At 67.3% G+C, this 24,417-nt stretch carries 27 protein-coding genes and 3 tRNA genes; 18 read left to right on the top strand and 12 right to left on the bottom strand.

Features of this window, described 5'->3' with window-relative positions; translation table 11 throughout:
* Position 1: 1 nt before the first annotated feature.
* Positions 2-526, top strand: a complete 525-nt coding sequence (locus AC5RT8_RS08430) for a metallophosphoesterase family protein (RefSeq protein ID WP_494095265.1) — start codon at positions 2-4, stop codon at positions 524-526.
* Positions 527-600: 74 nt separating this feature from the next.
* On the opposite strand, the gene AC5RT8_RS08425 is transcribed toward AC5RT8_RS08430, so the two are convergent.
* The 4 genes from AC5RT8_RS08425 to pta form a co-directional block, all read right to left on the bottom strand.
* Positions 601-1,788 carry a zinc-dependent alcohol dehydrogenase gene (locus tag AC5RT8_RS08425; protein ID WP_494095264.1) on the bottom strand — a complete coding sequence of 396 codons (1,188 nt, stop codon included), beginning with the start codon at positions 1,786-1,788 and terminating at the stop codon, positions 601-603.
* 140 nt (positions 1,789-1,928) lie between these two features.
* The gene (locus AC5RT8_RS08420) at positions 1,929-2,393 is read right to left on the bottom strand and encodes a hypothetical protein (RefSeq protein ID WP_494095263.1); all 465 of its coding nucleotides are present in this window, start codon (positions 2,391-2,393) and stop codon (positions 1,929-1,931) included.
* Between the two features lie 123 nt (positions 2,394-2,516).
* Positions 2,517-3,662 carry an acetate/propionate family kinase gene (locus tag AC5RT8_RS08415; RefSeq protein WP_494095262.1) on the bottom strand — a complete coding sequence of 382 codons (1,146 nt, stop codon included), beginning with the start codon at positions 3,660-3,662 and terminating at the stop codon, positions 2,517-2,519.
* Positions 3,663-5,735, bottom strand: coding sequence for a phosphate acetyltransferase (gene pta / locus AC5RT8_RS08410; protein ID WP_494095261.1), 2,073 nt, complete (start codon positions 5,733-5,735; stop codon positions 3,663-3,665).
* 244 nt (positions 5,736-5,979) lie between these two features.
* Between pta and AC5RT8_RS08405 the strand changes: the two genes are divergently transcribed.
* From AC5RT8_RS08405 to AC5RT8_RS08385, 5 genes are all read left to right on the top strand, one after another.
* Positions 5,980-7,494, top strand: a complete 1,515-nt coding sequence (locus AC5RT8_RS08405; protein WP_494095260.1) for an amino acid permease — start codon at positions 5,980-5,982, stop codon at positions 7,492-7,494.
* A gap of 93 nt (positions 7,495-7,587) precedes the next feature.
* Positions 7,588-7,929 (top strand): thiamine-binding protein, encoded by a 342-nt coding sequence (locus AC5RT8_RS08400; RefSeq protein ID WP_494095259.1) that lies wholly within the window; start codon positions 7,588-7,590, stop codon positions 7,927-7,929.
* A gap of 41 nt (positions 7,930-7,970) precedes the next feature.
* A complete protein-coding gene (locus tag AC5RT8_RS08395; protein WP_494095258.1) occupies positions 7,971-8,615 on the top strand; it encodes an O-methyltransferase in 645 nt (214 codons plus the stop codon).
* Between the two features lie 39 nt (positions 8,616-8,654).
* On the top strand, positions 8,655-9,167 hold the full coding sequence (locus tag AC5RT8_RS08390) for a GNAT family N-acetyltransferase (protein ID WP_494095257.1): 513 nt from the start codon (positions 8,655-8,657) through the stop codon (positions 9,165-9,167).
* On the top strand, positions 9,167-10,027 hold the full coding sequence (locus AC5RT8_RS08385) for a spermidine synthase (RefSeq protein ID WP_494095256.1): 861 nt from the start codon (positions 9,167-9,169) through the stop codon (positions 10,025-10,027). The genes AC5RT8_RS08390 and AC5RT8_RS08385 overlap by 1 nt, the downstream gene beginning before the upstream one ends.
* On the opposite strand, the gene AC5RT8_RS08380 is transcribed toward AC5RT8_RS08385, so the two are convergent.
* A complete protein-coding gene (locus AC5RT8_RS08380) occupies positions 10,024-11,454 on the bottom strand; it encodes an NCS2 family permease (RefSeq protein ID WP_494095255.1) in 1,431 nt (476 codons plus the stop codon). The genes AC5RT8_RS08385 and AC5RT8_RS08380 overlap by 4 nt on opposite strands.
* A gap of 111 nt (positions 11,455-11,565) precedes the next feature.
* Here AC5RT8_RS08380 and AC5RT8_RS08375 point away from each other — a divergent pair, with 111 nt between their 5' ends.
* Positions 11,566-12,144, top strand: a complete 579-nt coding sequence (locus tag AC5RT8_RS08375) for a copper resistance CopC family protein (protein ID WP_494095837.1) — start codon at positions 11,566-11,568, stop codon at positions 12,142-12,144.
* A gap of 3 nt (positions 12,145-12,147) precedes the next feature.
* Here the strand turns inward: AC5RT8_RS08375 and AC5RT8_RS08370 are convergent, their stop codons facing one another.
* Positions 12,148-12,783, bottom strand: a complete 636-nt coding sequence (locus AC5RT8_RS08370; protein WP_494095254.1) for an FAD-binding protein — start codon at positions 12,781-12,783, stop codon at positions 12,148-12,150.
* A 165-nt stretch (positions 12,784-12,948) separates the two neighbouring features.
* Between AC5RT8_RS08370 and AC5RT8_RS08365 the strand changes: the two genes are divergently transcribed.
* A complete protein-coding gene (locus AC5RT8_RS08365) occupies positions 12,949-13,950 on the top strand; it encodes a universal stress protein (protein WP_494095253.1) in 1,002 nt (333 codons plus the stop codon).
* 11 nt (positions 13,951-13,961) lie between these two features.
* Here AC5RT8_RS08365 and AC5RT8_RS08360 read toward each other — a convergent pair whose 3' ends face one another.
* On the bottom strand, positions 13,962-14,891 hold the full coding sequence (locus AC5RT8_RS08360) for a cation diffusion facilitator family transporter (protein ID WP_494095252.1): 930 nt from the start codon (positions 14,889-14,891) through the stop codon (positions 13,962-13,964).
* Positions 14,892-14,900: 9 nt separating this feature from the next.
* Positions 14,901-15,260, bottom strand: a complete 360-nt coding sequence (locus AC5RT8_RS08355) for a metallopeptidase family protein (RefSeq protein ID WP_494095836.1) — start codon at positions 15,258-15,260, stop codon at positions 14,901-14,903.
* 145 nt (positions 15,261-15,405) lie between these two features.
* Between AC5RT8_RS08355 and AC5RT8_RS08350 the strand changes: the two genes are divergently transcribed.
* The 8 genes from AC5RT8_RS08350 (at position 15,406) to AC5RT8_RS08315 (ending at position 18,241) form a co-directional block, all read left to right on the top strand.
* Positions 15,406-15,478 (top strand) — tRNA-Glu (locus AC5RT8_RS08350).
* A 59-nt stretch (positions 15,479-15,537) separates the two neighbouring features.
* Positions 15,538-15,611, top strand: a tRNA-Asp gene (locus tag AC5RT8_RS08345).
* Between the two features lie 56 nt (positions 15,612-15,667).
* Positions 15,668-15,743, top strand: a tRNA-Phe gene (locus tag AC5RT8_RS08340).
* A 159-nt stretch (positions 15,744-15,902) separates the two neighbouring features.
* On the top strand, positions 15,903-16,412 hold the full coding sequence (locus AC5RT8_RS08335; RefSeq protein ID WP_494095251.1) for an Asp23/Gls24 family envelope stress response protein: 510 nt from the start codon (positions 15,903-15,905) through the stop codon (positions 16,410-16,412).
* A 62-nt stretch (positions 16,413-16,474) separates the two neighbouring features.
* On the top strand, positions 16,475-16,666 hold the full coding sequence (locus AC5RT8_RS08330) for a hypothetical protein (RefSeq protein WP_494095250.1): 192 nt from the start codon (positions 16,475-16,477) through the stop codon (positions 16,664-16,666).
* Positions 16,667-16,683: 17 nt separating this feature from the next.
* Positions 16,684-17,049, top strand: a complete 366-nt coding sequence (locus AC5RT8_RS08325; protein ID WP_494095835.1) for a hypothetical protein — start codon at positions 16,684-16,686, stop codon at positions 17,047-17,049.
* Positions 17,046-17,633, top strand: coding sequence for a DUF6286 domain-containing protein (locus AC5RT8_RS08320; protein ID WP_494095249.1), 588 nt, complete (start codon positions 17,046-17,048; stop codon positions 17,631-17,633). The genes AC5RT8_RS08325 and AC5RT8_RS08320 overlap by 4 nt, the downstream gene beginning before the upstream one ends.
* Complete coding sequence (locus tag AC5RT8_RS08315) at positions 17,630-18,241, top strand: hypothetical protein (protein ID WP_494095248.1); 612 nt, start codon at positions 17,630-17,632, stop codon at positions 18,239-18,241. The genes AC5RT8_RS08320 and AC5RT8_RS08315 overlap by 4 nt, the downstream gene beginning before the upstream one ends.
* 5 nt (positions 18,242-18,246) lie before the next feature.
* On the opposite strand, the gene AC5RT8_RS08310 is transcribed toward AC5RT8_RS08315, so the two are convergent.
* From AC5RT8_RS08310 to nadE, 3 genes are all read right to left on the bottom strand, one after another.
* On the bottom strand, positions 18,247-19,095 hold the full coding sequence (locus AC5RT8_RS08310; RefSeq protein ID WP_494095247.1) for a DUF8083 family protein: 849 nt from the start codon (positions 19,093-19,095) through the stop codon (positions 18,247-18,249).
* A 2-nt stretch (positions 19,096-19,097) separates the two neighbouring features.
* Positions 19,098-19,901 (bottom strand): exodeoxyribonuclease III, encoded by an 804-nt coding sequence (locus AC5RT8_RS08305; protein ID WP_494095246.1) that lies wholly within the window; start codon positions 19,899-19,901, stop codon positions 19,098-19,100.
* Positions 19,902-20,013: 112 nt separating this feature from the next.
* Complete coding sequence (gene nadE / locus AC5RT8_RS08300) at positions 20,014-20,835, bottom strand: NAD(+) synthase (protein WP_494095245.1); 822 nt, start codon at positions 20,833-20,835, stop codon at positions 20,014-20,016.
* 138 nt (positions 20,836-20,973) lie between these two features.
* Between nadE and AC5RT8_RS08295 the strand changes: the two genes are divergently transcribed.
* Together AC5RT8_RS08295 and pyrE are read left to right on the top strand one after the other, a co-directional pair.
* Positions 20,974-22,860, top strand: coding sequence for a tetratricopeptide repeat protein (locus AC5RT8_RS08295; protein WP_494095244.1), 1,887 nt, complete (start codon positions 20,974-20,976; stop codon positions 22,858-22,860).
* Positions 22,861-22,955: 95 nt separating this feature from the next.
* A complete protein-coding gene (gene pyrE, locus AC5RT8_RS08290; protein WP_494095243.1) occupies positions 22,956-23,525 on the top strand; it encodes an orotate phosphoribosyltransferase in 570 nt (189 codons plus the stop codon).
* A 19-nt stretch (positions 23,526-23,544) separates the two neighbouring features.
* Here pyrE and AC5RT8_RS08285 read toward each other — a convergent pair whose 3' ends face one another.
* Positions 23,545-24,297: an HAD-IIA family hydrolase gene (locus AC5RT8_RS08285; RefSeq protein ID WP_494095834.1), complete on the bottom strand. Its 753-nt coding sequence runs from the start codon at positions 24,295-24,297 to the stop codon at positions 23,545-23,547.
* Between the last annotated feature and the right edge of the window lie 120 nt (positions 24,298-24,417).

The raw sequence follows: 24,417 nt of genomic DNA, 5'->3' as shown, positions 1-24,417 counted from the left end.
CATGGCCACCACGCTCCTGCTGCTCTCGGACACGCATCTGCCCAAGCGCGCCAAAGTGCTGCCCGAGGTCCTGTGGGCGGACATTGACGCCGCTGACATTGTGGTCCATGCCGGCGACTGGGTGAACGAGGAACTGCTGGACCAGCTCTCGACCCGTGCCAGGCGGCTCATCGCCTGCTACGGCAACAACGACGGCGCCCAGCTGCGGGCCCGGCTGCCGCTGGTGGCCCGGGCGACGGTCGAGGAGGTGCGGCTCGCCGTCGTGCATGAGACGGGCCCGGCGCTGAAACGCGAAGAACGCATGGACACGGAATTCCCGGACACGGACCTGCTGGTCTTCGGGCACAGCCACATCCCGTGGGATTCCGTAACGCCGGGAGGGATGCGGCTGCTGAACCCCGGCTCCCCCACCGACCGTCGGCGGCAGCCGTTCTGCACCTATCTACGGCTGGTAATCGACGGGAGAACCATCACGCCGGATCTCCGGCGGCTTCCGCAGCGGGAGACCGGGCGTATCCGCAGTTAAAGCAGGCAGTTAAAGCAGGAAGCCAGGACCCGCACCTTGCGGCGGGGTCCTGGCTTGCTGCGGGCCGGTACCGGCTAGTTCTGGGTACCCGGCTGGAATACGACCTTGATGCAGCCGTCTTCCTTCTTCTGGAACTTCTCGTACAGCTCCGGTGCGTCCTCCAGGGAGGCCTGGTGGGTGACCAGGTTGGTCACGCCCAGCGGATCGGCGGGATCCTCGACCAGCGGCATGAGGTCATCCGTCCAGCGCTTGACGTTGCACTGGCCCATGCGCAGGTTCAGCTGCTTGTCGAACATGCTCATCAGGTTCATGGGGCTTGCCGTGCCGCCGTAGACGCCGCTCAGCGAGACGGTGCCGCCGCGGCGCACTGCATCGATGGCTCCGTGGAGGGCTGACAGGCGGTCCGTTCCGGCGGTTTCCATGGCCTTCTGGGCCAGCTTGTCCGGCAGCAGGCCCACTGCGGTCTGGGCGGCCTTGCCGGCAGGGGAGCCGTGGGCTTCCATGCCGACGGCATCCACTACGGAGTCCGGACCGCGGCCGTCGGTCATTTCGCGCAGCTCGTCGGCCACGTCCTTGTGCAGGTCCAGTGCCTCGACGCCGTACTGGGAGGCCAGCTTCCGGCGCTCCTCCACGGGGTCGACGCCAATGACGCGGTAGCCCAGGTGGGTGCCGATGCGGGCCGCGAACTGGCCGACCGGACCCAGGCCGTAGACGGCGAGGGTGCCGCCGTCGGGCACGTTGGCGTACTGCACGCCCTGCCAGGCGGTGGGCAGGATGTCGGAGAGGAACAGGTAGCGGTGGTCCGGGAGTTCGGAGCCGACCTTGATCGGGTTGTAGTCAGCAAGCGGCACCCGCAGGTATTCGGCCTGTCCGCCGGGAACGGAGCCGTACAGCTCGGAGAAGCCGAAGAGTGCGGCGCCGGAGCCCTTCTCGCGGACCTGGGTCACCTCGCACTGGGTCTGCAGGCCCTGGCGGCACATGAAGCACTCGCCGCAGGCGATCTGGAATGGAACCACCACACGGTCACCCTTTTTCAGGCTGGTGACGGCGGAGCCGACCTCTTCCACGATGCCCATGGCTTCGTGGCCGAGGATGTCGCCCGGCTTCATGTACGGCAGGAGCACGCCGTACAGGTGGAGGTCCGAACCGCACACAGCGGTGGAGGTTACCCGGATGATGGCGTCGGTGGGTTCCTGGATGGTGGGATCAGGAACCTGCTCCACGCTTACGGAGTTTTTTCCCTGCCAAGTTACTGCTTTCACGTGCGATCCTCCTGCTGGTTGCATTCTGAGTGCGTTGAAAGAACTAGTACCCATTGTGCCAATTCATAAGCGTACTGACAAAACCGGGCGGAAGTTCAACAGGATCGGGACCGGGCAAATAGGAAAGGCGGGAGGGTCCGTCAGGAGCGGCGGCCCGGGAGGACGCGCCACCGAGGAGCGTATTCCCGGGGGAGGGCGGTCTGCGGGGCGTCGGTGCTCTGCGGGCCGGCGAGGACGCGGGCATCCCGGTGCAGGATCATTTCCAGCGCGGCGTCATTGCCTAGGGCGGCGAGGGTTCCCGCACCGCCTGGATCGGGCTTCGTCCCGGCTTCGGGGGGAAGGTCGATCCGGACCCGCAGCGGCGGGCCGGCGGGCGCGGAACGCTCGACATCGCCCGCGGCGCCCCTGAGTACCTCCAGCGCTGCGGCCTCGATGCGTACTGCCCGTGTGAGGTTGACGCTGATGTTGGCCCCCAGGGTGGCCGTGTGCCGCAGGATGTTCAACAGGGTGCCGCAGCTGCGGCCCGTCAGTGCACCCCGGACCTCAATCGAGGCGGCGGAATTCCGTGTATCTACCTGGACCAGGACACGCAGCGGATTTTCCATGTCTTCTCCACGCCGACAGGTGTCCCCGGCCACTGCTTAACCGGGTATGCAACCGTACCAACGCGGGTGTCCTGCTGTCTCGGGGTTTCGTCTTTTTGCCGGTACCCGGGTAGGGAACCGGGGTTAGCGGGACGAGGCGGCCTCCTTGTTTCCCGCGACGACGGCGGCCGTCGCCTCCGCGATGGCCTCTTCCTCGTCGGTGGGCACCACCAGTACGGGAATGGCCGAATCCGCGGAACTGATCCGGCGGGCCTGCTTGCCGGGCGCCAGGTTGGCCTCGGGGTCGAGCCGGATTCCAAGCGGACCCAGTTGGTCCACCACCAACTGGCGGAACTTCCACCCGTTTTCGCCGATGCCAGCGGTGAAGACCACTGCCTGGGCACCGCCCACGGCCACATGGTAGGCGCCGATGTACTTGGCCAGCCGGTAGGCGGCCACGGTCAGGGCCAGCCGAGCCTGCTCATTGCCGTTGTCTGCCGCTTCCTCGATGCTGCGCATATCCGACTCGCCGGCCAGTGCCCGGAGCCCCGACTCCCGGTTCAGCAGGTCGTCGAGGGCATCGGCGTCGTAGCCCTGCCGGGCCAGGAAAATGAGGATCGAGGGATCAACGTCTCCGCTGCGGGTGCCCATCACCAGGCCCTCTAGGGGCGTGAACCCCATCGACGTGTCGATGCTCCGGCCCTCCCGGATGGCGGCCACGGAGGCGCCGTTGCCCAGGTGCGCGATAACGGCGTTGAACTCCCCGGGCTCGATGCCCAGGAAGCGCGCAGCCTCGGGGGCAACGTAGGCGTAGCTGGTGCCGTGGAAGCCGTAGCGGCGGATGCCGTGACGCCGGTACAGGCTGTCAGGCAGCGCATAGCGCCAGGCGTGTTCGGGCAGGGTGCGGTGGAAGGCAGTGTCGAACACGGCAACCTGCGGAATCTTCGGCCATTTGTCGTGCACCGCACGGATACCCATGGCGCTCGCCGGGTTGTGCAGCGGGGCCAGCGGACTGAGCCGTTCAATCGAACGGACAATCTCATTGTTGACCAGTACGGGCTCGCTGAAGCGCTCGCCGCCGTGCACCACCCGGTGCCCGACAGCGTCCACTGAACGTCCGTCCAGTTCATCCCGCAGGCGGCTGCTGAGTTCTTCCAGCGCCGCGGCATGGTCGGGGACCACATCGCCGATCCGGTCAATGATCCCCTTCGCCAGCAGCTCCTGGGTATCGGTCTCGCGGACCTGGTACTTCAGCGAAGAGGAACCCGAATTGATGACCAGAACAAGCATTTAATCCTCCTGTGCCTGCACCGCGGTGATGGCCACGGTGTTCACGATGTCTTCCACGGTGCAGCCGCGGCTGAGGTCGTTGACGGGTTTGCGCAGGCCCTGCAGGATCGGGCCCACGGCCACGGCGCCGGCGGACTGCTGCACGGCCTTGTAGGTGTTGTTGCCGGTGTTCAGGTCCGGGAAGATGAACACCGTGGCCTGGCCCGCCACGGAGGAGCCGGGAGCCTTGGACGCAGCCACGGAGGCATCCACCGCGGCGTCGTACTGGATGGGCCCTTCCACCGGGAGGTCCGGGCGGGCGAGGCGGACCAGCTCGGTGGCCTTCCGCACGCGTTCTACGGAGCCGCCGGTCCCGGAGGATCCGGTGGAGTAGGAAAGCATGGCCACCCGGGGCGTGACTCCGAACTGTTCGGCAGTAGCGGCGGACGCCAGCGCGATGTCCGCCAGCTGCTCGGAGTCCGGGTCCGGGTTCACTGCGCAGTCGCCGTAGACAAGCACGCGGTCCTCCAGCAGCATCAGGAAGACCGAGGAGACGATCTTGACGCCCTCCCGGGTCCGGATGAACTCCAATGCGGGCCGGATGGTGTTGGCGGTGGTGTGGGCTGCCCCGGAGACCATGCCGTCCACCCTGCCCAGCTGCACCATCATGGTGCCGAAATATGCCCCGTGGAGCATACGCTCGTGGGCGTCCTCCAGGGATACCCCCTTGTGCCTGCGGAGCGCGGCGTATTCCCGGGCGAACTCCTCGCGAAGGGCGCTGGTTGCCGGGTTGATGAGGTTGATATTGGAAAGGTCAATGCCCTCGCTTGCTGCCAGTTCCCGGATCTGGCTCTCCGGGCCCAGCACCGTCAGGGAACACACATCCCGCCGGCTGAGGATCTCCGCCGCCTGCAGTATCCGCAGGTCCAGTCCTTCCGGCAGCACGATCCGCTGCCGGCTGGCGCGGGCGCGCACGATCAGCTCGTTGAGGAACCGTAGGGGAGTGGTGGTGGCGGGGCGCGGAAGGGCAAGGCGCTCAAGCATCTCGGCCTCGTCCACATGCCGGGACCACGTGCCCAGGGCTGCGGCGACCTTCCGGCGGTTGCCGCTGGAAATCTCGCCGCGCACCCGGCTGACCCGGCGCGCTGCCGTATAGGTGTCCGTTTCGACGGCGAACACGGGAAAGGGTGCCGAGGCAAGCAGTTCCAGGATGGCGGGTTCCACCTCGATGCCGCCGGTGAGGATCATGCCGCTGGCCACGGGGAAGTCCGAGGAGAAGGAGGAGGCCAGGGTGGCGACCATCACGTCCGCGCGGTCCGCCGGGACGATCACCAGCGTTCCGTCCGAGAGCTGCGGGATGAAGTTCGCCACCGTCATAGCGGCAACCTTGACCGCCGAAACGTCGCGTTCAAGGGTGGAGCTGCCGGCCACCTGGCGGGCCTGCAGGGCGGTCTGCACTTCGGCAATCGAGGGCTGGGAGATTTCGCTCTGCTCGGGGAGGACGTACACCGGGCGTCCGCTGTGGCCGGGCCGAATGGCCGCGGTGACGGCCTCGACGTCGGACGGGGCGGCACGGTTGACCATCACGGCCAGCAGGTCGCACTTAGCGTCGGCCAGTTGGCGCCGGGCCACGTCCACCGCGTCGGCCGTCTCCGCCGCGGTGGCTTCCTGGGCGTTGACGACGGCGAGCACCACGGTGCCCAGGTCATTGGCCAGCCGGGCGTTGAGATCGAACTCCAGGGCGACGTCGTGCCCGGACAGATCGGTGCCCTCGACAATGACGACGTCGCAGTTCGCTGCGATCTCGCTGTAGACGGCCAGGCAGCGGGCATCCACCTCGCCCCGCTCTCCGGCCACCAGCAGCGCGCGCAGCTGCGCCCTGGTCAGGCCGCCGCGGCAGGTGGCGGGGCCAAGATCGAAGCGGCGCTGCATCAGCTCCACCATGGGATCCTGCGACGGATCGTCGCCCTCCACGATGGGCCGGAAGAAGCCGACCCGGTCTGCGTGCCTGCCCAGCATGTCCGCCAGTCCCAGACTGATCAGGGATTTGCCGGATCCGGGCGTCATGGCGCTTACATAGATTCCGCGGGCCATAGCTGCGATCCGTTCGTTGCCGGGATGAAACTCGGGTCCGCCGCCCGGGGAAGCCGAGTGGCGTACGTCATATCCATCCTCCCAAAAGGGTGCGGCACTTGCCAGCCAGCTCCCCTGTGCCGCTTCGCCGACCGGCGCTTCGTGGACTCCGTTGTCTCAGCATGTGAGACTAAAATAAAACCCGCATAACGCCGTGCCTACGATTAATCGGTTAGATTTTCCTTCAGACAAGGCGAGGAACCACGTGAGTCTCTTCCGTACCAAACCCATCGAGAGCTCCCTGGCAGATGCCGATGAGCCCGGCCGCCGGCTGAAGCGGTCGCTCACCACCTGGGACCTCATGATCATGGGCGTCGCGGTAGCCGTCGGCGCCGGTATCTTCTCGGTCGGCGCCCGGGCTGCGGGGCAGTTCTCCGGCCCGGCCGTCACCCTGTCGTTCGTGCTGGCAGCGATCACCTGCGCGCTGGCCATCATGTGTTACGCCGAGTTCGCCACCGCCATCCCCGTGGCAGGCTCGGCCTACGTCTTCACCTACGCCACGATGGGCGAGCTGGTGGCCTGGATCATCGGCTGGAACCTCATCCTGGAGCTGTTCACCGCAGCAGCGGTGATTGCCAAATACTGGGGCATCTACCTCAGCGAGGTCTTCGGGCTGATCGGCTGGGACATACCGGCAACGCTGGAACTGGGCGTGCTGTCGCTGACCTGGGGCCCGTTCCTGATCGTGGCCGTCTTTACCTTCCTGCTGGTCATGGGTACGAAGCTCTCGGCGCGGGTGGGCAACGTCTTCACCATCATCAAGGTGGGCGTGGTGCTCTTCGTGATCATTGCCGGCTTCTTCTACGTCAAGGCCGAGAACTACACGCCGTTTATTCCGGATCCGGTCTCCACCGCCACCGATGGAAGCTCCGGGGTACTCAAGCAGTCCCTGTTCTCCTTCCTGACCGGGGCCGCCCCCGCACAGTACGGACTGTTCGGTGTCTTTGCCGGCGCCGCCATCGTTTTCTTCGCGTTCATCGGCTTCGACGTGGTGGCCACCTCCGCCGAAGAGGTCAAGGACCCGGGCAAGACCCTTCCGCGGGGCATCTTCGCCGGACTGGCAGTAGTCACCCTGCTGTACATCGGCGTCTCCCTGGCCCTGACCGGCATGGTCCCCTACACCGCCCTGGCCGAGGCGGAAGACCCCAACCTCGCAACGGCCTTCGCTCTGGTGGGAAACACCGGCGCGGCCTCCGTCATTGCCGTCGGTTCCCTGATCGGCCTAACCACCGTGATCATGGTGCTGCTGATGGGCCTGGCCCGCGTGGTCCTGGCGATGTCCCGCGACGGCCTGCTGCCGCGCTCCCTCTCCCGGACCAGCGACAAGCACGCCACGCCGGCCCGTCTGCAGATTATCCTCGGCGTCCTGGTTGCCGTGGTGGCAGGGTTCACGCGGGTGGATGTCCTCGAGGAAATGATCAACATCGGTACGCTCTCCGCGTTCGTGGTGGTCAGCCTTGGCATCCTGGTGCTGCGGAAGAAGCGTCCGGACCTGCGCCCGGCCTTCCGGGTGCCCTTCGGCCCGGTGATCCCCGTCCTCTCGGCCGTACTGTGCCTGTACCTGATGACCAACCTGGCCGTGGAGACCTGGATCTACTTCGCGGGGTGGCTGCTCATCGGCTTCCTGCTGTACTTCGCCTACGGCCAGCGGCATTCCCGCCTGAACGAGAAGTTCTCCGACGTGGCCGCCGCGGGGGCCAGCCGGGACACGGCAGTCTAGGGGTTTCCTTCCCGCTGTCCACCGTCCGGGCCCGCGCACGTTGCCCTGCAATGTGCGCGGGCCTTTTCGTGCCCTCGGTGGCACACTGGGCAGATGCTTGTCGCCTTCTCAGTAGCCCCCTCCGGTACCGGCCCCGCCGGCGGACCCTCCGGTGATGCTTCGGTGCACGACGCCGTGGCCGCCGCGGTGCGGATCGTCCGGGAATCCGGCCTACCGAATTCCACCGACTCCATGTTCACCACCCTCGAGGGGGAGTGGGACGAAGTAATGGATGTCATCCGCCGGGCCACGGAAGCGGTCGGCCAGTACGGCAGCCGCGTGTCGCTGGTGCTCAAGGCGGACATCCGTCCCGGACACACCGGCGAACTGACCGGCAAGGTGGAACGGCTGGAACGGGCACTTGGCGGACCGGACGAGGACAGCGGGCACGCCTAGGCGGACGGTGGCCGGACGCACCGGCGGAACGGGAGCAGGAGATGTCGCAGTGGGAGCACGTAGAGGACTACCTCAGCAGCCGGCTGGTGCATCCGGATGACCAGCTGAAGGCCATAGTTGCCGCCACCGGAGCGGCTGGGCTGCCGCCCATCGAGGTGTCCGCCGCCCAGGGAAAGTTCCTGATGCTGCTGGCCCGCATCCTTGGGGCCCGGCGCATCCTGGAGATCGGCACGCTGGGCGGGTTCAGTACGGCATGGCTGGCCCGGGCACTGCCCGACGGCGGCGAGCTGGTTACCTGTGAATACGAGCCCCGCCATGCGGAGGTTGCCCAAGCCAATCTGGCCTCGGCCGGGGTGCTGGACCGCGTCAGCATCCGGGTAGGTGCGGCCCTGGACACACTGCCGACCCTGGCCGGCCCGTTTGACCTGTTCTTCATCGATGCGGACAAGGTCAACAATCCCGCCTACCTCGAGTGGGCGGTGAAACTGTCACGGCCGGGCAGCGTGGTTGTGGTGGACAACGTGGTCCGCGGAGGCAGCGTCCTGGACCCCGAGGGGGACGAGGCGGTGCAGGGCACACGTGCCGCCGTGGACCTGCTGGGCTCGCATCCGCGGCTGGACGCCACCGCGCTCCAGACAGTGGGGAGCAAAGGGTGGGACGGGTTTGCGCTTGCGCTGGTGCTGTGACGGTCGGGGGCGCAGCCGGCGCCGACTTAAGCTGGAGGCATGAGCTTTAACATCCGGCGCGCTTCCCCCGGCGACGCCGAGGACTTCGTGTCCGTCCACCTGCAGGCCTGGCGGGAAAGTTACGCCCATGTGCTGGGCGAGGACGTGTTCCGCCGCCGGGAAACGGACCGCCTCGCCGCCGTCGAACACCGGCGGGCTGCCCTGGCCGAACAGGCAGCCGATCCGGTCATCCGGAACTGGCTGGCCCACTCGGATGACGGACGGCTCCTGGGTTTTGCTTCCGCCGGTCCGGCAAGGGACAGGGACGTGGACGTGCCGTTGGAACTCTGGTCCATCTACATCCTGGCCGAAGCCTACGGAAAAGGAGTAGGCCAGGCACTGCTGGAGCACGCCGTGGACACGGAACCTGCGTACGTCTGGGTGCTGGAGGACAATGCCCGCGCCCAGGCGTTCTACCGCCGGAACGGATTCGTTGCCGACGGGACGTCCAAGGAGCTGCCGCAGGTCTGGGCCGGCACCGGCATGCTGGAAATCCGGATGGTGAGGCGCTGATGGGGCGCAAGCGTCCCGGCAAGGACCCGGTGGAAGCCGTTGCCGGCACCGGCCCGGTGGCCGGCACCTATTCCATTGATACGGGAACCTGCGAACTGGTTCCGGACTCGTTCAACCCCGACGGCTGGATCCTGATGATCAACGGGGTGCACAGCTCGCACATCGACCTCGCCGATCCGCGCCATCTGGACTTTGAATACATGCGCTGGATCGCCGCCCTGGTGGAATCTCGCTGGCGTCCGGACGCGTCACTGCGCGCCCTGCACCTGGGCGCCGCAGCGTGCTCGCTGGCCCGTTATCTCGCGGCCGTCTATCCCGGCGCCCGCCAGGTGGCCGTGGAACTGGACGGCCGGCTCGCCGAGCTTGTCCGCGGCTGGTTCGACCTGCCCCGGGCGCCCCTGCTGCGGCTGCGGGTGGGGGAGGCACGCGCCGTCACGGAAACCCTGCACGAGGACAGCCGCGACCTGGTCATCCGGGACGTCTTTTCCGGCGCGAAGACCCCCGTTCCGCTGACGACGGCGGAATTCACCGCGCAGGTGGCCCGGGTGCTGGCTCCGGGCGGCGTTTACGTGGTCAACTGCGGCGACACTCCGGACCTGCGGGGTGCCCGTGCCGAGGCGGCAACCATCTGCGCCGCTTTCGACTACACGGCGGCGATTGCGGATCCGGCCATGCTGAAGGGCCGCCGCTACGGCAACATCATCCTGGCCGGCAGTGACGCTCCCTTCGCCCAGGATCCGTCCCTGCCCCGCGCGCTGCTGGGAGGCGGGGTCCCGGCCCACCTGTGGAACGACGAGAAAGTACGCAGCTTCGCCGCGGGGGTCCGCCCGCTGCATGACCCGGCGGCCAATCCTGCCTAGATGCCGATGATCTCCCGAATGGGCCCGATGCCGAAGAACAGTGCGAAGGCTGCGGCCACTACGTACATCAGGGGGTGGACTTCACGGCCCCGTCCCTGGAACACGCGGATGACGGTGTAGGAGATGAACCCGGCGCCCAGCCCGTCGGCGATCGAGTAGGTGAACGGCATCAGCGTGAAGGTCAGGAAGGACGGCAGGGCCAGGCCGATGTCGGTCCAGTCGATCTTGCCCACCTGGGAGACCATCAGGTAGCCCACCACCACCAGGGCGGGAGCCACGGCCTCGAATGGCACGAGGTAGATCAGCGGCGTCAGGAACATGGCCACGATGAACAACAGTCCGGTCACCACCGAGGCCAGCCCGGTCCGCGCGCCCTCGCCGATGCCCGCGCCGGACTCCACGAAAATCTGGTTGGAGGAGACACCGGCGCCGCCGCCGGCCACCGCGCCCGCGGCGTCGACCAGGAGGACGCGCTCCACCCGCGGGATATTGCCGTCCTTGTCGATGCTCCCGGCCTCGGTGGCCAGGCCGACCATGGTGCCCATGGCATCGAAGAAGATGCTGAGCAGGATCACGAAGACCAGCAGCGACGCGGCCACTCCGCCCAGGGTCTGGAAGGCGCCCACAAGGCTGACGTCACCGATCAGGGAGAGGTCCGGGGCACCCCACTGCGGCATGCTCGGGGTTACCAGCGACCAGCCCGTCGCCACGCCGGCGCCCTGGCTGCCCGGCTCCGCCAGCCATTCGATAATGACGGCGAAGATGGTGGAGGCGACGATGCCGATGAGGATGGCGCCGCGGACCTTGCGGGACATCAGCACAATGGTCAGCAGCAGGCCGAAGACGAACACCAGCGTTGGCCAGCCCAGCAGTTGTCCGCCGTTGCCCAGGCTCAGCGGAACGGTGGTGCCCGCTGCATCCGGGTTGCGCCGGACAAAGCCCGCATTGACCAGGCCAACCAGGGCTACGAACAAACCAATGCCGACCACGATGGCGGTTTTCAAGCTGGGCGGTACCGCCCGGAACACTGCCGTCCGGAATCCGGTGAGGACCAGGATCACCATTGCCAGGCCGGCGATCACGACCAGGCCCATGACGTCCGGCCAGGTCAGGCCCTCGTTTGCGGCCACGGTGACGGCCACGAAGGCGTTGACACCCAGACCGGTGGCGATCGCAAACGGGTGCTTGGCCCAGATGCCCATGATGAGCGTCAGGATGCCCGCCACGAGGGCGGTGCCTGCGGCAATTGCCGGACCGGGCATGGTGTTGCCCATGGAGTCCTCGCCGCCGAGAATCAGCGGGTTAAGGACCACGATGTAGCTCATGGCGAAGAATGTGGCCAGGCCGCCGCGGACTTCGGTCGATATGGAGGAGCCACGCTTGGTGATCTCGAAGTAGCGGTCCAGCTTTGAACCCTGTTTGAGCATGACGCGTCCTCTGAAGTGACGTACGGGGATGGTGAGGGAAATCCTGCACTTAGATCTTATCGCGGCGGCGGGTCGGTGCCCCGGACCCGTGGCGGCTAGGCTGAAACAGTGATGAAATTCGTGCGCCATAACCTCGCCGCACCGGGCCTCGCCGCGGCGGCATTCCTGCTGGCGGTCTGTGCCGGGCTGCTGGTCTGGGCCCCGCCTGCCGCCGCCCATGACGAGCTGACCGGCAGCACCCCTGCCGACGGTGCGGTGCTGGATGCGGCTCCGGAGACCGTGGAGCTCACCTTCTCCAATGTGCCTGCGGCCATCGGCTCCCAGGTACGCATCCTGGATGAGGAAGGAATCGACTGGGCCGAGGGCCAGGTGCGGATCCTGGATAACACGGCCACCCAGCAGCTCCGGTCGGGAGCCCCGGCCGGCAGCTATACGGTCCAGTGGCGGGTGGTGTCCTCCGATGCCCATCCGATCGAAGGCGACTTTGCCTTTACCGTGTCCGGCAGTACGGCTGAACAGGCTGCCCCGTCCACTGCCGCACCCATGCCGGACACCACGCAAAGCCCGGTGCTGAACCGGTCCGACGACGGCGGTTCCCCGTGGCCGGTGATTGTTCCGGCAGCCGTTGTGTTGGTTGCAGTGGCAGTGCTGATTGCGCTGATCGTCCGCAGGCGGCTGCGCGAGGACTGACGCCTACGCCCGGAGAGGGCACTGCGGGGCAGGAACTCCGGCATCCGCAATGGCTTCTCCGGCTTCCTTGGCCTGCCGCACCAGCCCGTGGAGGGATGGCAGCAGGTTTCCGCCGACACCCACGAGATACACGCCGACGCTCCGCAGCGCGGCCGCAGCTTCGGGCCCCGTGCCCACACCCAGGGCGCGGGAGAGCCGGCGCAGGTCCGATCTGGAGCAACTGGTAAGCACCACGTAGTCGGCCAGCAGCAGTTCCCGGCCGGTACGGATTGCCCATTTGCCGGAACCGGCCGCGGGGGAAGGCAGCAGGCCGGCCGGAGCGGCCGGAGTCATCTCCTGGGCCGCGGAATCCTCCCGGACGTCCAGCCGGTGGCTGGCAACATAGGCGTGCAGTACGCGCAGCAGCTCCGCCCGTTCCGGGAGTACCTCCGGTTCGGCTGCTGCTTCCCTGATGGTGGCCGCGGCCGGCGCCGGTCCGTGGACCACTATGGAGTCCACGCCCTGCCGGCTCAGTTCGGCGGCCACGGCCAATCCGCTGAGCCCGCAGCCGATGACGACGGCGCCGGTCAGCTCCGTCGCTTTTTCCTCGTGTTGGCTCTCTCCATGCCCAAGGGAACCGATGTGCGCACTGGAATTCACGCAGGTGGTCCTTCCGACGGTCTGGGAACCTCCCCACAGGCTTCAAGGCGGAACCATATAGCCGCCGGCCCTGCCGCGGTAGCGTAGCCGGGTGCCACGCGCGGTACGCTACTGCCAAGGACAGCCGGAAGGTGTTCGCCGGCGAGGAACCGGAAGGGACGGCATATGACTGATTCGACCTGGAGTGCTGACAGCGCGGACGGGCCTGCGGGCATCGTCGCTGGAGTGGACGGATCCGACCAAAGCATCTGTGCCCTGTTCTGGGCTGCGCGCGAAGCGCGGCGGCGGCAGTGCCCGCTGCACGTGGTGACGGCGTACACGGTGCCTATCTTCGCCGCTTCCTCGATGGACGCCGGCTACACCACGGTGGATGACGCCATGATCCGGGACGGCGCCCAGCAGGTGCTGGACGAGGCAGTGGAGCGGATCAGCCACTACGGCATTGAAGTGATTCCCCGCGTGGAGACCGGAGATGCGGCAGCAGTGCTGCTGGAACTGTCTGAAGATGCCGACCTCATGGTGGTGGGCTCGCGCGGCCGCGGCGGCTTTGTCGGGCGCCTGCTGGGCTCCGTCTCCAGTGCCCTCCCCGCGCACGCGAAATGCCCCACGGTCGTGGTGCCGCTGCGGACCGCCGGACGGCTTCCCGACTCGGGAGTGCGGCCCCCGGCAAACTCGCCGGACCCGGACGCGGTGCACCGCGCCGTCGTCGTTGGCGTGGACGGCTCCGAACAGGGCCGCGCCGCATCGCTGGTCGCGGCCGAACAGGCGCAGAGCATGGGCCTGCCGCTGCGCATCCTGTGCGCCCTGCCTCCCTTCACCGGTTCCCTGGCCTGGGTGCCGGCCCCCTTGGACCTGGCGGCGCTGCACGCGGAACTGCGCGAACAGCTCGACGCCGGCCGGGACTGGCTGCAGAGCCACTTCCCCGGGCTGGAAATGTCCGTGGAACTGGTGGACGGTGCGCCGGGGGAGATCCTGATCGAACGCACCGCGAAGGTTGAACTCCTGGTGCTGGGGACCCGCGGCCGCGGGGGCTTCGCCGGCATGCTGATGGGTTCCACCAGCCAGAGCGTGCTGCACCATGCGAAGGGGCCGCTGATGGTCGTGCCGGACCATGATGATCCCCGCCTGCTGGACCGGCCGAACTTCGGACCCATGATCGCCGAGTAACCGGCGGCGGCTCAGGCGTGCTGCTGGCCTTCGTGCACGGCGTGGCTGGCCGGCTCCAGCTGGAACGTGCAGTGTTCCGTGTCGAAGTGGCTGCTCAGGCAGCGGGTCAGCCGGTCCAATACCCGGTCCAGGCCGTCAGGAGTGAGGTGTTCCTCCTCCAGCACCACGTGCGCCGAGAACACCGGAACCCCGGAGGTGATGGTCCAGATGTGGATGTCGTGCGCGTCCGACACCCCGTCCACGGAGACAATGTGGTCGCGGATCATGCCTACGTCCACGCCCTGCGGGGTGGCCTCCAGCAGCACGTCGATCACTTCCCGCAGCAGCGACCAGGCGCGCGGGGCGATCATCAGGGCAATCAGGATCGAAGCCCAGGTATCGGCCTGCTGGTAGCCGGTGGTCATGATGACGACGGCGGAAACCACCACCGCGGCCGAGCCCAGCAGGTCCCCCAGCACTTCCAGGTATGCGCCGCGCACATTCAGGGATTCCTTGCGTCCGGCATGCAGCACCAGCAGGGAGATGAGGTTCGCCAGGCCGCCCACGACGGCGAACGGCAGCATCAGTCCGGTGTCGACGTCGGGTTCACCGCCCAGCCTGCGGACCGCCTCGACGAAGATCACCACGGCAATCACGATCAGGAGCACGGCGTTGGCCAGGGCGGCCAGGACCTCGGCCCGCTGATAGCCGTAGGTCCGGCGCGTGGTGGCCGGCCGGGCGGCAATCCAGGAGGCCACGAGCGCAATGGAGACCCCTGCCGCGTCGGAAAGCATGTGGCCGGCGTCGGCAAGCAGTGCCAGCGATCCCGAAAGCAGGGCGCCGGCAGTCTGGACCAGGACCACCGAGAGGGTGATGAGGAAAACGATCAGGAGCCGCCGCCGGTGCTTCCCGGTGGCGGTGACTGCACCCAGCCCGTGGCTGTGCCCGTGATGTTCACTCATGCTTAAAGGCTAGCCCCAGCCCAGTTCGTGCAGCCGCTCGTCATCGATGCCGAAGTGATGGGCCACCTCATGGATGACGGTAATACGGACCTCGTCCACCACTTCCTCCCGGCTCTCACACATCCGCAGGAGCGGGCCGCGGAACACCACAATCCGGTCCGGCAGGGAACCGGCATCCCACCAGGAATCACGCTCCGTCAGCGGGGTTCCTTCGTAGACGCCCAGCAGTTCGGTGTCCGGATCCTCGTGCGGGCCCGGAACGTACTCGTCCTCGATAAAGACCGCCACGTTATTCATGGCGCGGGACAGGTCCGCGGGGATGGAGTCGAGGGCTGCTTCCACACAGGCCTCGAACTCGTCCGGATTCATCTCGATTGGCACCCCTCCACTGTAGTGGCGCAGCCCTCATCGGAACCGTTTTGGATATTCCGGAAATAAGCCCTATAGTTTTAGAGTCCACAACGGAGCGAAACGACTGGTTCACCAGCCGCTTCAACCCACGTGTGTTCTGTTGGCCCCCATCGTCTAGCGGCCTAGGACACCGCCCTTTCACGGCGGCGGCACGGGTTCGAATCCCGTTGGGGGTACTCAGGAGTGGTAAATCGGCCGGCGAAAGTCTGGTAGAGTTGACACTCGTGAAAAGCAAGGCCCTGTAGCGCAGCTGGTTAGCGCGCCGCCCTGTCACGGCGGAGGTCGCGGGTTCAAGTCCCGTCAGGGTCGCTCAGATTTTCTGAAGCGATTTGGAAGATCTCGGTGATCATCGGTTGATGATGCCAGGCTCTGTAGCTCAGTTGGTAGAGCGTTCGACTGAAAATCGAAAGGTCACCGGATCGACGCCGGTCGGAGCCACCAGCTAAAACCCCGTAGCTGTCTCGCAGGAGACAGGACGGGGTTTTTCTTTTGCCCGGACAGCTTCGCCTGGTCCCTGCCGTGCCCTTCCCGGCCGTCCAGCCCACGGCGTCGGCCGGCGCCGCCCTGCAAAACGTCCGGCTCCCGGGATACGCTGATCCCATGGATGAGCCCCGGAACACACCAGTGAACGCTCCCGTCACAGCTGCACCAGCCGCGCCCGCGCCGGCAACTCCGGTGCCGGCAGCTCCCGCACATGCCGTGGCAGGCACAGACGTCCCGGCTGCCGTCGGCGGTCGTACCTCCATCAGCGAGCAGGCGGTGGCGAAGGTGGCCGCCATTGCCGCCCGGGCCGTTCCCGGCGTCTTCACCCTGGGCAGCACTCCGGGCCGGGCGCTCGGAGCGGTGCGAGACGCCGTCGGCGGAACCAACGCAACTTCCGGCGTGCACGTAGAGGTCGGCGAACGCGAAGTGGCCGTTGATGTCAGCCTGGTGGCTGCCTACGGCAACGCCCTGACCGTGGTCGCGAACAATGTCCGTGCCGCCGTCTACGGTGCAGTGGAGGAACTGGTTGGCCTCAGCGTCGTCGAAGTCAACGTGGAAATCACCGACGTGCACCTTCCCACCGAGCCGGCCGGCACCGCACCGGCTGGCGGGGCCAAAGCGGTATAGGCTTCAAGACAGGTTCCTCGCATGGACGCGCACGTTATGGGGCAGGGAATGAGGCAGGGGAAATGAAACCAACAGTGGTGGGAATGGGCATCGGGGCCGTACTGGCTTTCGCCGCATTGATATTCGACTTTTGGGGCTTTCTGCTGACCGCCCTGTTCATTGGAGTTGGAGCGCTGCTGGGCCGCGCTGCCGAGGGCAAGATCGACTTCCGCAGCGTCACCGATGCGCTGACCGGCCGCCGCTCCTCTTCGTGAGCAGCGCCGGAATGACCATGCCGCTGGCGGAGGCCGGTGCGCCCCTGGCCGGGCACAACCGGATCAGCACCCAGGCGCTGACCAGTACTGCCAAAGCCGTTGCCTCCGAATACTTCGGCGTCCCGGCCCAGCAGGTGCGCGTGCAGTGGACCGATGACCGGGGACTGCTTGCGCTCTCCGTATCCCTGCCTATCGCCCTGCCGCCGCTGCAGTCACTCACCCCGGCCATGCTGCACATCGCCGGCGGCACAGTCTGGGAACGGGCCCACGCCGCAAAGCCTGTCCTGTTGCAACGGGTTGCCGAGCTCACCGGCTCCAGCCTGTCCCGCGTGGATATCCGCATCACCGGCGCCCTGCAGGCCGAGGGCAGGCGGGTGCAGTGAAGCAGGCGGACCACGACGTAACCGCCAGAATCCTCCGGCGCGAAACCCATTCCGCCCGCACCGCCGCGGCGGCTGTGGCTGCGGTGCTCGGCATCCTCTTCTTTGCGTACGTCCTGCTCGAATCGGTGCTCCAGGCGCTGGGCCAGGAGGCATGGCTGACCGACCCGGGGGCCCTGTGGCGGTGGCTGACGGACCTTCCCGCAGGATCGGACCCGCTGGTCCTCGGACTGTCCGGCGCCCTGATTTTCCTTGCGGGGCTGGTCTTTTTCCTGCCCGCGGTGCTTCCCGGACGCCGGGCCCGCTATGCGCTGCCCAACCCGCGTGCCGCCGTCGTTGTGGACGGCGAAGTGCTTGCAGCGTCGCTGGCCCGGTGCGCCCGGACGCGGGCCGGCGTCACACCGCAGCAGGTGCTGGTCACGGTGGGCCGGAGCGCGGTTGAGGTGCAGATCCGCCCGACATCGGGTACTCCCGTGGATGCAGAGGCCGTCCGGGCCGCAGTGGAGGACGAGCTGACGCTGACCAAACTGGATCCGCAGCCCGCAGTCCGGGTGCGGGTTGCTGAAACGGGGGTGATCGGACAGTGAATGCCACACCGCGGGCACTGAACCGCGTCCTGCTCGGCCTGCTCGGGCTGGTGCTGATGGGCCTCGGCGCCGGGCTGGTGCTTGTTTCCGCCTGGCCTGCGGCCGCGCGGACGTGGAACGGGTTCGCCGCAGACGCCGGAGAGGGCGTCGGCGCTGCCCTCTCGGCCACGGCACTGCCGGGCAGCAGCGGCAGCTGGATCTGGGTGGCACTGGCCCTGCTGAGCTTCCTGGGGATTATCGCGATGGGTGTATGGATGGCGGGGCAGGGCGGCGGCCGGACCGGAACGCTGATTTCGGAGTACAACGACGACGGTGCTCCCGGCCGGGTGGCGATCAGCGGAACCGTAGCGGAACAGGCCCTGCGCAGTGCCCTCCGCGAGAACCCGGACGTGACGGCGTCCGCCGTCAGCACCTACTCCGTGAAGGGGCGCAGCGCCCTGCGGGTGCGGATCACCCCGCGGCAGGGCGCCGCTCCGCACCTGGTCGCGGCCGACGCCACCGCCCTGGTGGAAACTCTGGATTCTGTCCTCGGACACCAGACACCGGTGCTGCTGAGCCTGGAGGCCGGGCGGCGGTTGCGGTTCAGCCGGGAGGACCGGGTCCGCTAGGGGACCTAGGAGGCCCGGGCCAGCTGCCGGATCGGAATCCAGCGCGAGGCCAGGCGGCGGTACGCGGCGGCCGCGCCCGTCATGTCGCCGTCGGCCAGCGACTCGATGCCCAGCCGCACATCGGAGGGGGAATCGTCCGGGAACACCAGATCGGCCACCGGGCCGTAATCCAGTTCCAGCACGGCATCCGGATCGAAAACCTCCAGCCACGCGGTCAGCTCGGCCAGTTCATCGAGCAGATCCAGTTCGGGAGCCGCCAGTGCCAGGGCGGCCGAGGCCGCACGTGCCCGGTCGATGCACTGCAGCACCGGTGCCGACAGGCGGACGGTCTGGACATGGCCGTCATCCTCCACCACCTCGGTGTGGTCCTCTTCATGCAGCAGGACAAACCAGCCGAAGGGGACGCCCCAGGTGGCGGAGCGGGTGTGCAGCTTCGCCAGTGAATCCGCAAAGGAGTCCGGGTCCAGCCGTGCCGCATGTGCTTCGCGGGCCACTTCCGGGACCAGCACGTCCACCAGCGGACCCCGGATGGACTCGCCCAGGGATTCTGCCGCCAGGGAGGTGCGCACCGCCAGCTGGTTCGGGCAGTACAACCGGTTGGTGACTCCTTCCTGCGCCGGATAATGCAGGACGCGGACCAGGTCCGTCGCGTTGTGCGGGAACGGGTCGGACACTACCCGCACCAGCCGGCGGACAGCGTCGGTGCGTTCAAGGACCTCGGTCTCGTGGCGTCCGCGGGCACGCTGCTCCATGATGGCCAGCTGCTGGCTGTCGTCAAAGGCGTCCAACGGCTCGTAGACGCGCAGATAGGAGACAAACGGAAAAGTGCGGTACAGCGACGGATGCCGCGCCATGGCTAGTCCAGTTCCACAATCACGGGGGCGTGGTCTGAAGCGCCCTTGCCCTTGCGCTCTTCCCGGTCAATCACGGCGCCGGTAACGCGCTTGGCCAGGGCGGGGGAGCCCAGGACAAAGTCGATGCGCATGCCCTGCCGCTTGGGGAACCGCAGCTGGGTGTAGTCCCAGTAGGTGTAGACACCGGGTCCGGGATTGAACGGGCGGACGACGTCGGCAAACCCGGCATCGAGGAACTCGGCGAAGGCCTGCCGCTCCGGCTCGGTGATGTGCGTGGCGTTCTGGGCGCGGAACCAGTCGATGTCCCACACGTCGTCATCCTGCGGGGCGATGTTCCAGTCACCCATCAGCGCCAGTTCCAGGGACGGGTTCTCGGTGATCCATTCCGCGGCGTGGTCCTTGAGGGTTTTCAGCCACTGCAGCTTGTACGGCATGTGCGGATCATCCACGGCCCGGCCGTTGGGTACGTAGAGGCTCCATACCCGCACGCCGCCGCAGGTTGCGCCGATGGCGCGGGCTTCGGCGACGGTGGTCTCTTCGGTCTTGCCGAACTTCGGCTGGTCCGGGAAAGTGCGCTCGACGTCGTCGAGCCCCACGCGGGAGGCAATTGCCACGCCGTTCCACTGGCTCAGCCCGAAGTGCGCCACCTCGTAGCCGTTCTTTTCGAACAGTTCCCAGGGGAAATTGTCGTCTTTCGCCTTGGTTTCCTGGATGGCCAGGACGTCGACGTCGGAGCGCTGCAGCCAGGCCTCAATACGGTCGGCGCGGGCGCGGATGGAGTTCACGTTCCAGGTAGCTATCTTCACACTGCTACGTTACCGAATCCCGTCGACCTCCACACTGCGCCCCGCGCCACGCGTCGCTGCGGGCGGCCGGAGGGGCCGCCCGCGGCGTGTGGAACGGATCAGGGCGCCGGGACTACTTCCACCACGTGTCGGCAACGGTGACGGGCACGGTGCGCTTGTGCCGGGTCATGACAAAGCGTGCCTCGATCTTTTCGGCGTCTTCGGCGGCGGTGTCCCCGCCTTCCAGGTAGCCGTCTATGGTGTCGTAGCTCAGGCCCAGCTCCGTTTCATCGGTCTGGCCGGGCTTGTCATCCAGCAGATCTGCGGTGGGGGCCTTGGCGATGAGTGTTTCGGGGGCGCCCAGTTCGGCCAGCAGGGCACGGTTCTGGCGTTTGTCCAGGCCGGAAAGGGGCAGCAGGTCCGCGCCGCCGTCGCCGAACTTGGTGAAGAACCCCGTGACGGATTCCGCACCGTGGTCGGTGCCGATCACCAGCAGGTTGTGCTGGCCGGCAACGGCATACTGGGCGGTCATCCGGACCCGGGCCTTGATGTTGCCCTTGTTGAAGTCGGTGATTTTCTCGCCGGTCATCTTCACATACTCGTCCTCGAAGCCGTCCACGGCCGGGCCCACGTTGTAGACCAGGGACTTGTCCGGGGCGATGAAGTCCAGGGCAGCCTGGGCGTCGGCTTCGTCATGCTGGACCCGATACGGCAGGCGCAGGGCGATGAACTGGGCTTCCGTTCCTTCTGCCTTCAACTCGTCTACGGCCAGCTGGGCAAGCTTGCCGGCGAGCGTCGAGTCCACACCGCCGCTGATGCCCAGGACGTAACCCTTGGCATGCGAGGCGTGCAGATAGTCCTTGAGGAAGTCCACCCGGCGGCGGATTTCCGCGACCGCATCAATAGTGGGCTGAACTCCCAGTTCGGCAATGATTTCCTCTTGTAGTTTCCGCATGGACCTCAGCCTATATCCGTGTCGCCCGCAGCGTCCGGGAAAAGGCCGCCCGAGTTGGACGGCCTGCCCGGTAGTGATTTGGTTCACTCGCCGCCATCATGGTTCCCTGATACCCATCGTGACGGGGGAGGGGCACGGATGGACAGCAATCCAGGCGGGGGCGCACCGGACCACGGCGAAGCCCGGGCCGGGTATCAGCGGCTAGTCGAAGCGGCCAACGCCGGCAATGCCGAAGCCATGAATAGCCTCGGAATCCTGTTCGCCCAGGAACAGGATCCGCCGAACCTGGAAGCGGCCCGCATCTGGTTCGCTCAAGCAGGCAACGCCGGCCACACAAACGCCATGTACAACCTCGGAACCCTGCTGGCTACCCAGCTGGATCCGCCGGACCTGGACGCTGCCCGCATCTGGTTCGCGCGTGCGGGAAACAGCGGACATGTGCAGGCCATGAATACCCTCGGAAACCTGCTGATACAGCGGGTGGAGCCGCCGGATCCGGAGGCGGCGCGGACCTGGTTTACACGGGCCGCCGACGACGGCCACACCCATGCCATGAACAACCTCGCGATCCTGTTGGCCGAGGGGATGGACCCGCCGGACGTGGACGGAGCCCGCCGCTGGTTTACGGCCGCTGCCGAAGCCGGCGACGTGGAAGCCATGACCAACCTCGGCACACTGTTGTTGGAACAGCTGGATCCCCCGGACGTGGACGGAGCGCGTGCCTGGTACGCCCGCGCCGCGGAGACCGGCAACATTCGGGCGATGGTCCGCCTCGGGTTCCTGCTGTCGGAGCAGCTGGATCCCCCGGACGTGGACGGAGCGCGTGCCTGGTACGCCCGCGCCGCCGCTTCCGGTGACATCCACTCACAGTTCAACCTGGCGCATCTGCTGCTCAACCGGCTGGACCCGCCGGACGTGGACGCGGCGCGTGCCTGGTACACCCGCGCCGCCGAGGCCGGCCACGTCGAAGCGATGACCAACCTGGGAAACCTGCTGCTGGAACGGCTCGATCCTTCGGAAGCGGACGCGGCCCGGTCCTGGTATCTGCGGGCGGCCGGCTCGGGCAACAGTCCGGGGAGCCTCGAGGCCATGAACAACCTCGGAGTCTTCCACGCGGACCTGAGCGATCCGCCGGATCTGGATGCGGCCGTCACCTGGTATCTGCGGGCAGCCGGTGCCGGGCATGTCAGTGCCATGGCCAACCTCGGGGAACTGATGGCGGACCGGGTGGATCCGCCCGATCTCGCAGCGGCACGCTTCTGGCTCACCCGCGCTGCGGACGCCGGCCATACGGACGCCATGGTCCGTCTCGGCTTCCTGCTGGCGCACCGCCTGGATCCTTCGGAGGCGGAGGAGGCGGCCCTGTGGAATACCAGGGCGGCCAAGGCAGGAAATCCGTATGCGATGTTCAGCCTCGGGGTCCGGTTCTCCGAAGAGCCGGAATCACTGGACCTGGAAGCCGCGCGTACCTGGTACACACGGGCTGCCGAGGCAGGCCATGTGGATGCGATGTACAACCTCGGGGTACTGCTGGCGGACCGGCTGGATCCGCCGGATCCGGCGGCGGCCCTCGAACAATTCACCCGTGCCGCCGAGGCAGGGCACGTGGATGCGATGTACAACCTCGGGGTCCTGCTCGCGGAGCGGCTGGAACCACGGGACCCGGATTCCGCACGGACCTGGTACGCCAGGGCGGCCGAAGCCGGCCATCTCAGCGCGGCATACAACCTTGGACTGCTGCTGCTGAACCGGCTGGATCCGCCGGACGTGCCCGGCGCACGTTCCTGTCTCACCCAGGCCGCCGAGGCCGGAAGCGCGGACGCAATGCTCCATCTCGGAATCCTGTTGGCAGACCGCCTGGATCCGCCGGACGTGCCCGGCGCCCGCTTCTGGTTCACTCAGGCAGCCGACGCCGGCCAGCAGGACGCGGCGCACAACCTACGTGTCCTGGCCAAACATCCGGATCCTCCGGCTGCGGACACGCTCCTTACCTGGTTCGGCGGCTTCCGCCGCCGCAAGACCTGAGCCGGCGGACATCCGGCGCAGCCGGCCCGATACGGACCGCGTCGCAAAAGGGACCGGAACACGAATGAGCCGGGGTCCGTCGCTAGGATTGAGCCATGACATCGCCCGCGATTGCCCCGTCCCGTGCCCGGCTGCTTGAACTGATCATGGAATTGGCGGTGGTGCGCGGCAAGGTGGTGCTTTCCTCCGGCGCCGAGGCGGACTACTACATTGACCTGCGCCGGGTCACGCTGCAGCACGAAGCCTCCGTACTGGTGGGCGATGTGATGCTGGACCTGCTGGATCAGGCGGGCATCGCGTTCACCAACGCGGGCGGCCTGACCATGGGCGCGGATCCGGTGGGTACTGCAGTCATGCACGCGGCCACCCGTACGGGCCGCGCGGTGGACGCCTTCGTTGTGCGCAAGGCGCAGAAGTCCTACGGCATGGGCCGGCAGGTGGAAGGCCCCGACGTCGCCGGGCGCAACGTGGTGGTCCTGGAGGACACCTCCACTACCGGCGGATCCGCGCTGGCCGCCGTCGAAGGCGTGCGCAACGCCGGCGGCAACGTGGTGGCCGTGGCCGTGATCGTCGACCGGAACACGGGCGCCAAGGAACGCATCGAAGCCGAGGCCGGCGTCCCTTACCTGTTCGCATTCGGCAAGGACGAACTCGGCCTCGAATAGCCGTACCGGCCCGGCCGGCTTAGATCGTATTGATCAGGTCAGCCACCGAGTTCATGATCTGCGTGGGTCGGAACGGATACCGGTTGATGTCTTCGCGCTGGGTGATGCCGCTGAGCACCAGCACGGTATGCAGCCCCGCCTCGATCCCGGCCACGATGTCGGTGTCCATCCGGTCGCCGATCATGGCCGTGGTTTCGGAGTGCGCGTCGATCTTGCGCATGGCGGACCGGAACATCATGGGGTTGGGCTTGCCCACAATGTAGGGCTCCATCTTGGTGGCCGCCGTGATCAGCGCGGCGATGGCGCCGGTGGCCGGAAGCACCCCCTCCTGCGAGGGGCCGGTGACGTCCGGGTTGGTGGCAATGAACCGGGCGCCGCCGAGAATGAGCCGGATGGCCTTGGTGATGGTGCCGAAGGAATAGGTGCGGGTCTCGCCCAGCACCACATAGTCCGGATTCGTGTCGGTGAGGATCATGCCGGCCTCGTGCAGCGCCGTCGTCAGGCCCGCTTCACCCACCACGAAGCAGCGGCCCGGGGTCCCGGCGTTCTTCACCTGGTCCTTGAGGAACTCCGCAGTGGCCAGTGCGGAGGTCCACAGGTTCTCCTCCGGCACTTCCAGCCCGGAGGCGCGCAGCCGTGCGGCGAGATCGCGCGGGGTGTAAATGGAGTTGTTGGTCAGCACCAGGAACCGCTTGGACGTGGCGACCCAGCGGTCAATGAGCTCCGCGGCCCCGGGGATGGGGTGGTTTTCGTGGACCAGTACCCCGTCCATGTCCGTCAGCCAGCATTCAATGTTCTCGTTTTCGCCCACGGTCTCCCATTTCTCGCGTACTTTGCTGCCCCGGCGGTCGGTGTCCTCCGCGGCCCGGACCCGGGCCACGGAGCCCCGAAG

This window comes from Arthrobacter sp. Ms25 (assembly GCF_059090365.1).
This window is presented reverse-complemented; position numbering and strand designations above follow the sequence as displayed.

Excerpts from the sequence above, each read along its gene's own strand:
- AC5RT8_RS08430 (WP_494095265.1), top strand. The coding sequence starts at position 2 with ATGGCCACCACGCTCCTGCTGCTCTCGGACACGCATCTGCCCAAGCGC.
- AC5RT8_RS08420 (WP_494095263.1), bottom strand. The coding sequence starts at position 2,393 with ATGGAAAATCCGCTGCGTGTCCTGGTCCAGGTAGATACACGGAATTCC.
- AC5RT8_RS08415 (WP_494095262.1), bottom strand. The coding sequence starts at position 3,662 with ATGCTTGTTCTGGTCATCAATTCGGGTTCCTCTTCGCTGAAGTACCAG.
- pta (WP_494095261.1), bottom strand. The coding sequence starts at position 5,735 with ATGGCCCGCGGAATCTATGTAAGCGCCATGACGCCCGGATCCGGCAAA.
- AC5RT8_RS08400 (WP_494095259.1), top strand. The coding sequence starts at position 7,588 with ATGCTTGTCGCCTTCTCAGTAGCCCCCTCCGGTACCGGCCCCGCCGGC.
- AC5RT8_RS08395 (WP_494095258.1), top strand. The coding sequence starts at position 7,971 with ATGTCGCAGTGGGAGCACGTAGAGGACTACCTCAGCAGCCGGCTGGTG.
- AC5RT8_RS08390 (WP_494095257.1), top strand. The coding sequence starts at position 8,655 with ATGAGCTTTAACATCCGGCGCGCTTCCCCCGGCGACGCCGAGGACTTC.
- AC5RT8_RS08385 (WP_494095256.1), top strand. The coding sequence starts at position 9,167 with ATGGGGCGCAAGCGTCCCGGCAAGGACCCGGTGGAAGCCGTTGCCGGC.
- AC5RT8_RS08380 (WP_494095255.1), bottom strand. The coding sequence starts at position 11,454 with ATGCTCAAACAGGGTTCAAAGCTGGACCGCTACTTCGAGATCACCAAG.
- AC5RT8_RS08375 (WP_494095837.1), top strand. The coding sequence starts at position 11,566 with ATGAAATTCGTGCGCCATAACCTCGCCGCACCGGGCCTCGCCGCGGCG.
- AC5RT8_RS08365 (WP_494095253.1), top strand. The coding sequence starts at position 12,949 with ATGACTGATTCGACCTGGAGTGCTGACAGCGCGGACGGGCCTGCGGGC.
- AC5RT8_RS08360 (WP_494095252.1), bottom strand. The coding sequence starts at position 14,891 with ATGAGTGAACATCACGGGCACAGCCACGGGCTGGGTGCAGTCACCGCC.
- AC5RT8_RS08355 (WP_494095836.1), bottom strand. The coding sequence starts at position 15,260 with ATGAATCCGGACGAGTTCGAGGCCTGTGTGGAAGCAGCCCTCGACTCC.
- AC5RT8_RS08335 (WP_494095251.1), top strand. The coding sequence starts at position 15,903 with ATGGATGAGCCCCGGAACACACCAGTGAACGCTCCCGTCACAGCTGCA.
- AC5RT8_RS08330 (WP_494095250.1), top strand. The coding sequence starts at position 16,475 with ATGAAACCAACAGTGGTGGGAATGGGCATCGGGGCCGTACTGGCTTTC.
- AC5RT8_RS08325 (WP_494095835.1), top strand. The coding sequence starts at position 16,684 with ATGCCGCTGGCGGAGGCCGGTGCGCCCCTGGCCGGGCACAACCGGATC.
- AC5RT8_RS08310 (WP_494095247.1), bottom strand. The coding sequence starts at position 19,095 with ATGGCGCGGCATCCGTCGCTGTACCGCACTTTTCCGTTTGTCTCCTAT.
- nadE (WP_494095245.1), bottom strand. The coding sequence starts at position 20,835 with ATGCGGAAACTACAAGAGGAAATCATTGCCGAACTGGGAGTTCAGCCC.
- AC5RT8_RS08295 (WP_494095244.1), top strand. The coding sequence starts at position 20,974 with ATGGACAGCAATCCAGGCGGGGGCGCACCGGACCACGGCGAAGCCCGG.
- pyrE (WP_494095243.1), top strand. The coding sequence starts at position 22,956 with ATGACATCGCCCGCGATTGCCCCGTCCCGTGCCCGGCTGCTTGAACTG.
- AC5RT8_RS08285 (WP_494095834.1), bottom strand. The coding sequence starts at position 24,297 with ATGGACGGGGTACTGGTCCACGAAAACCACCCCATCCCCGGGGCCGCG.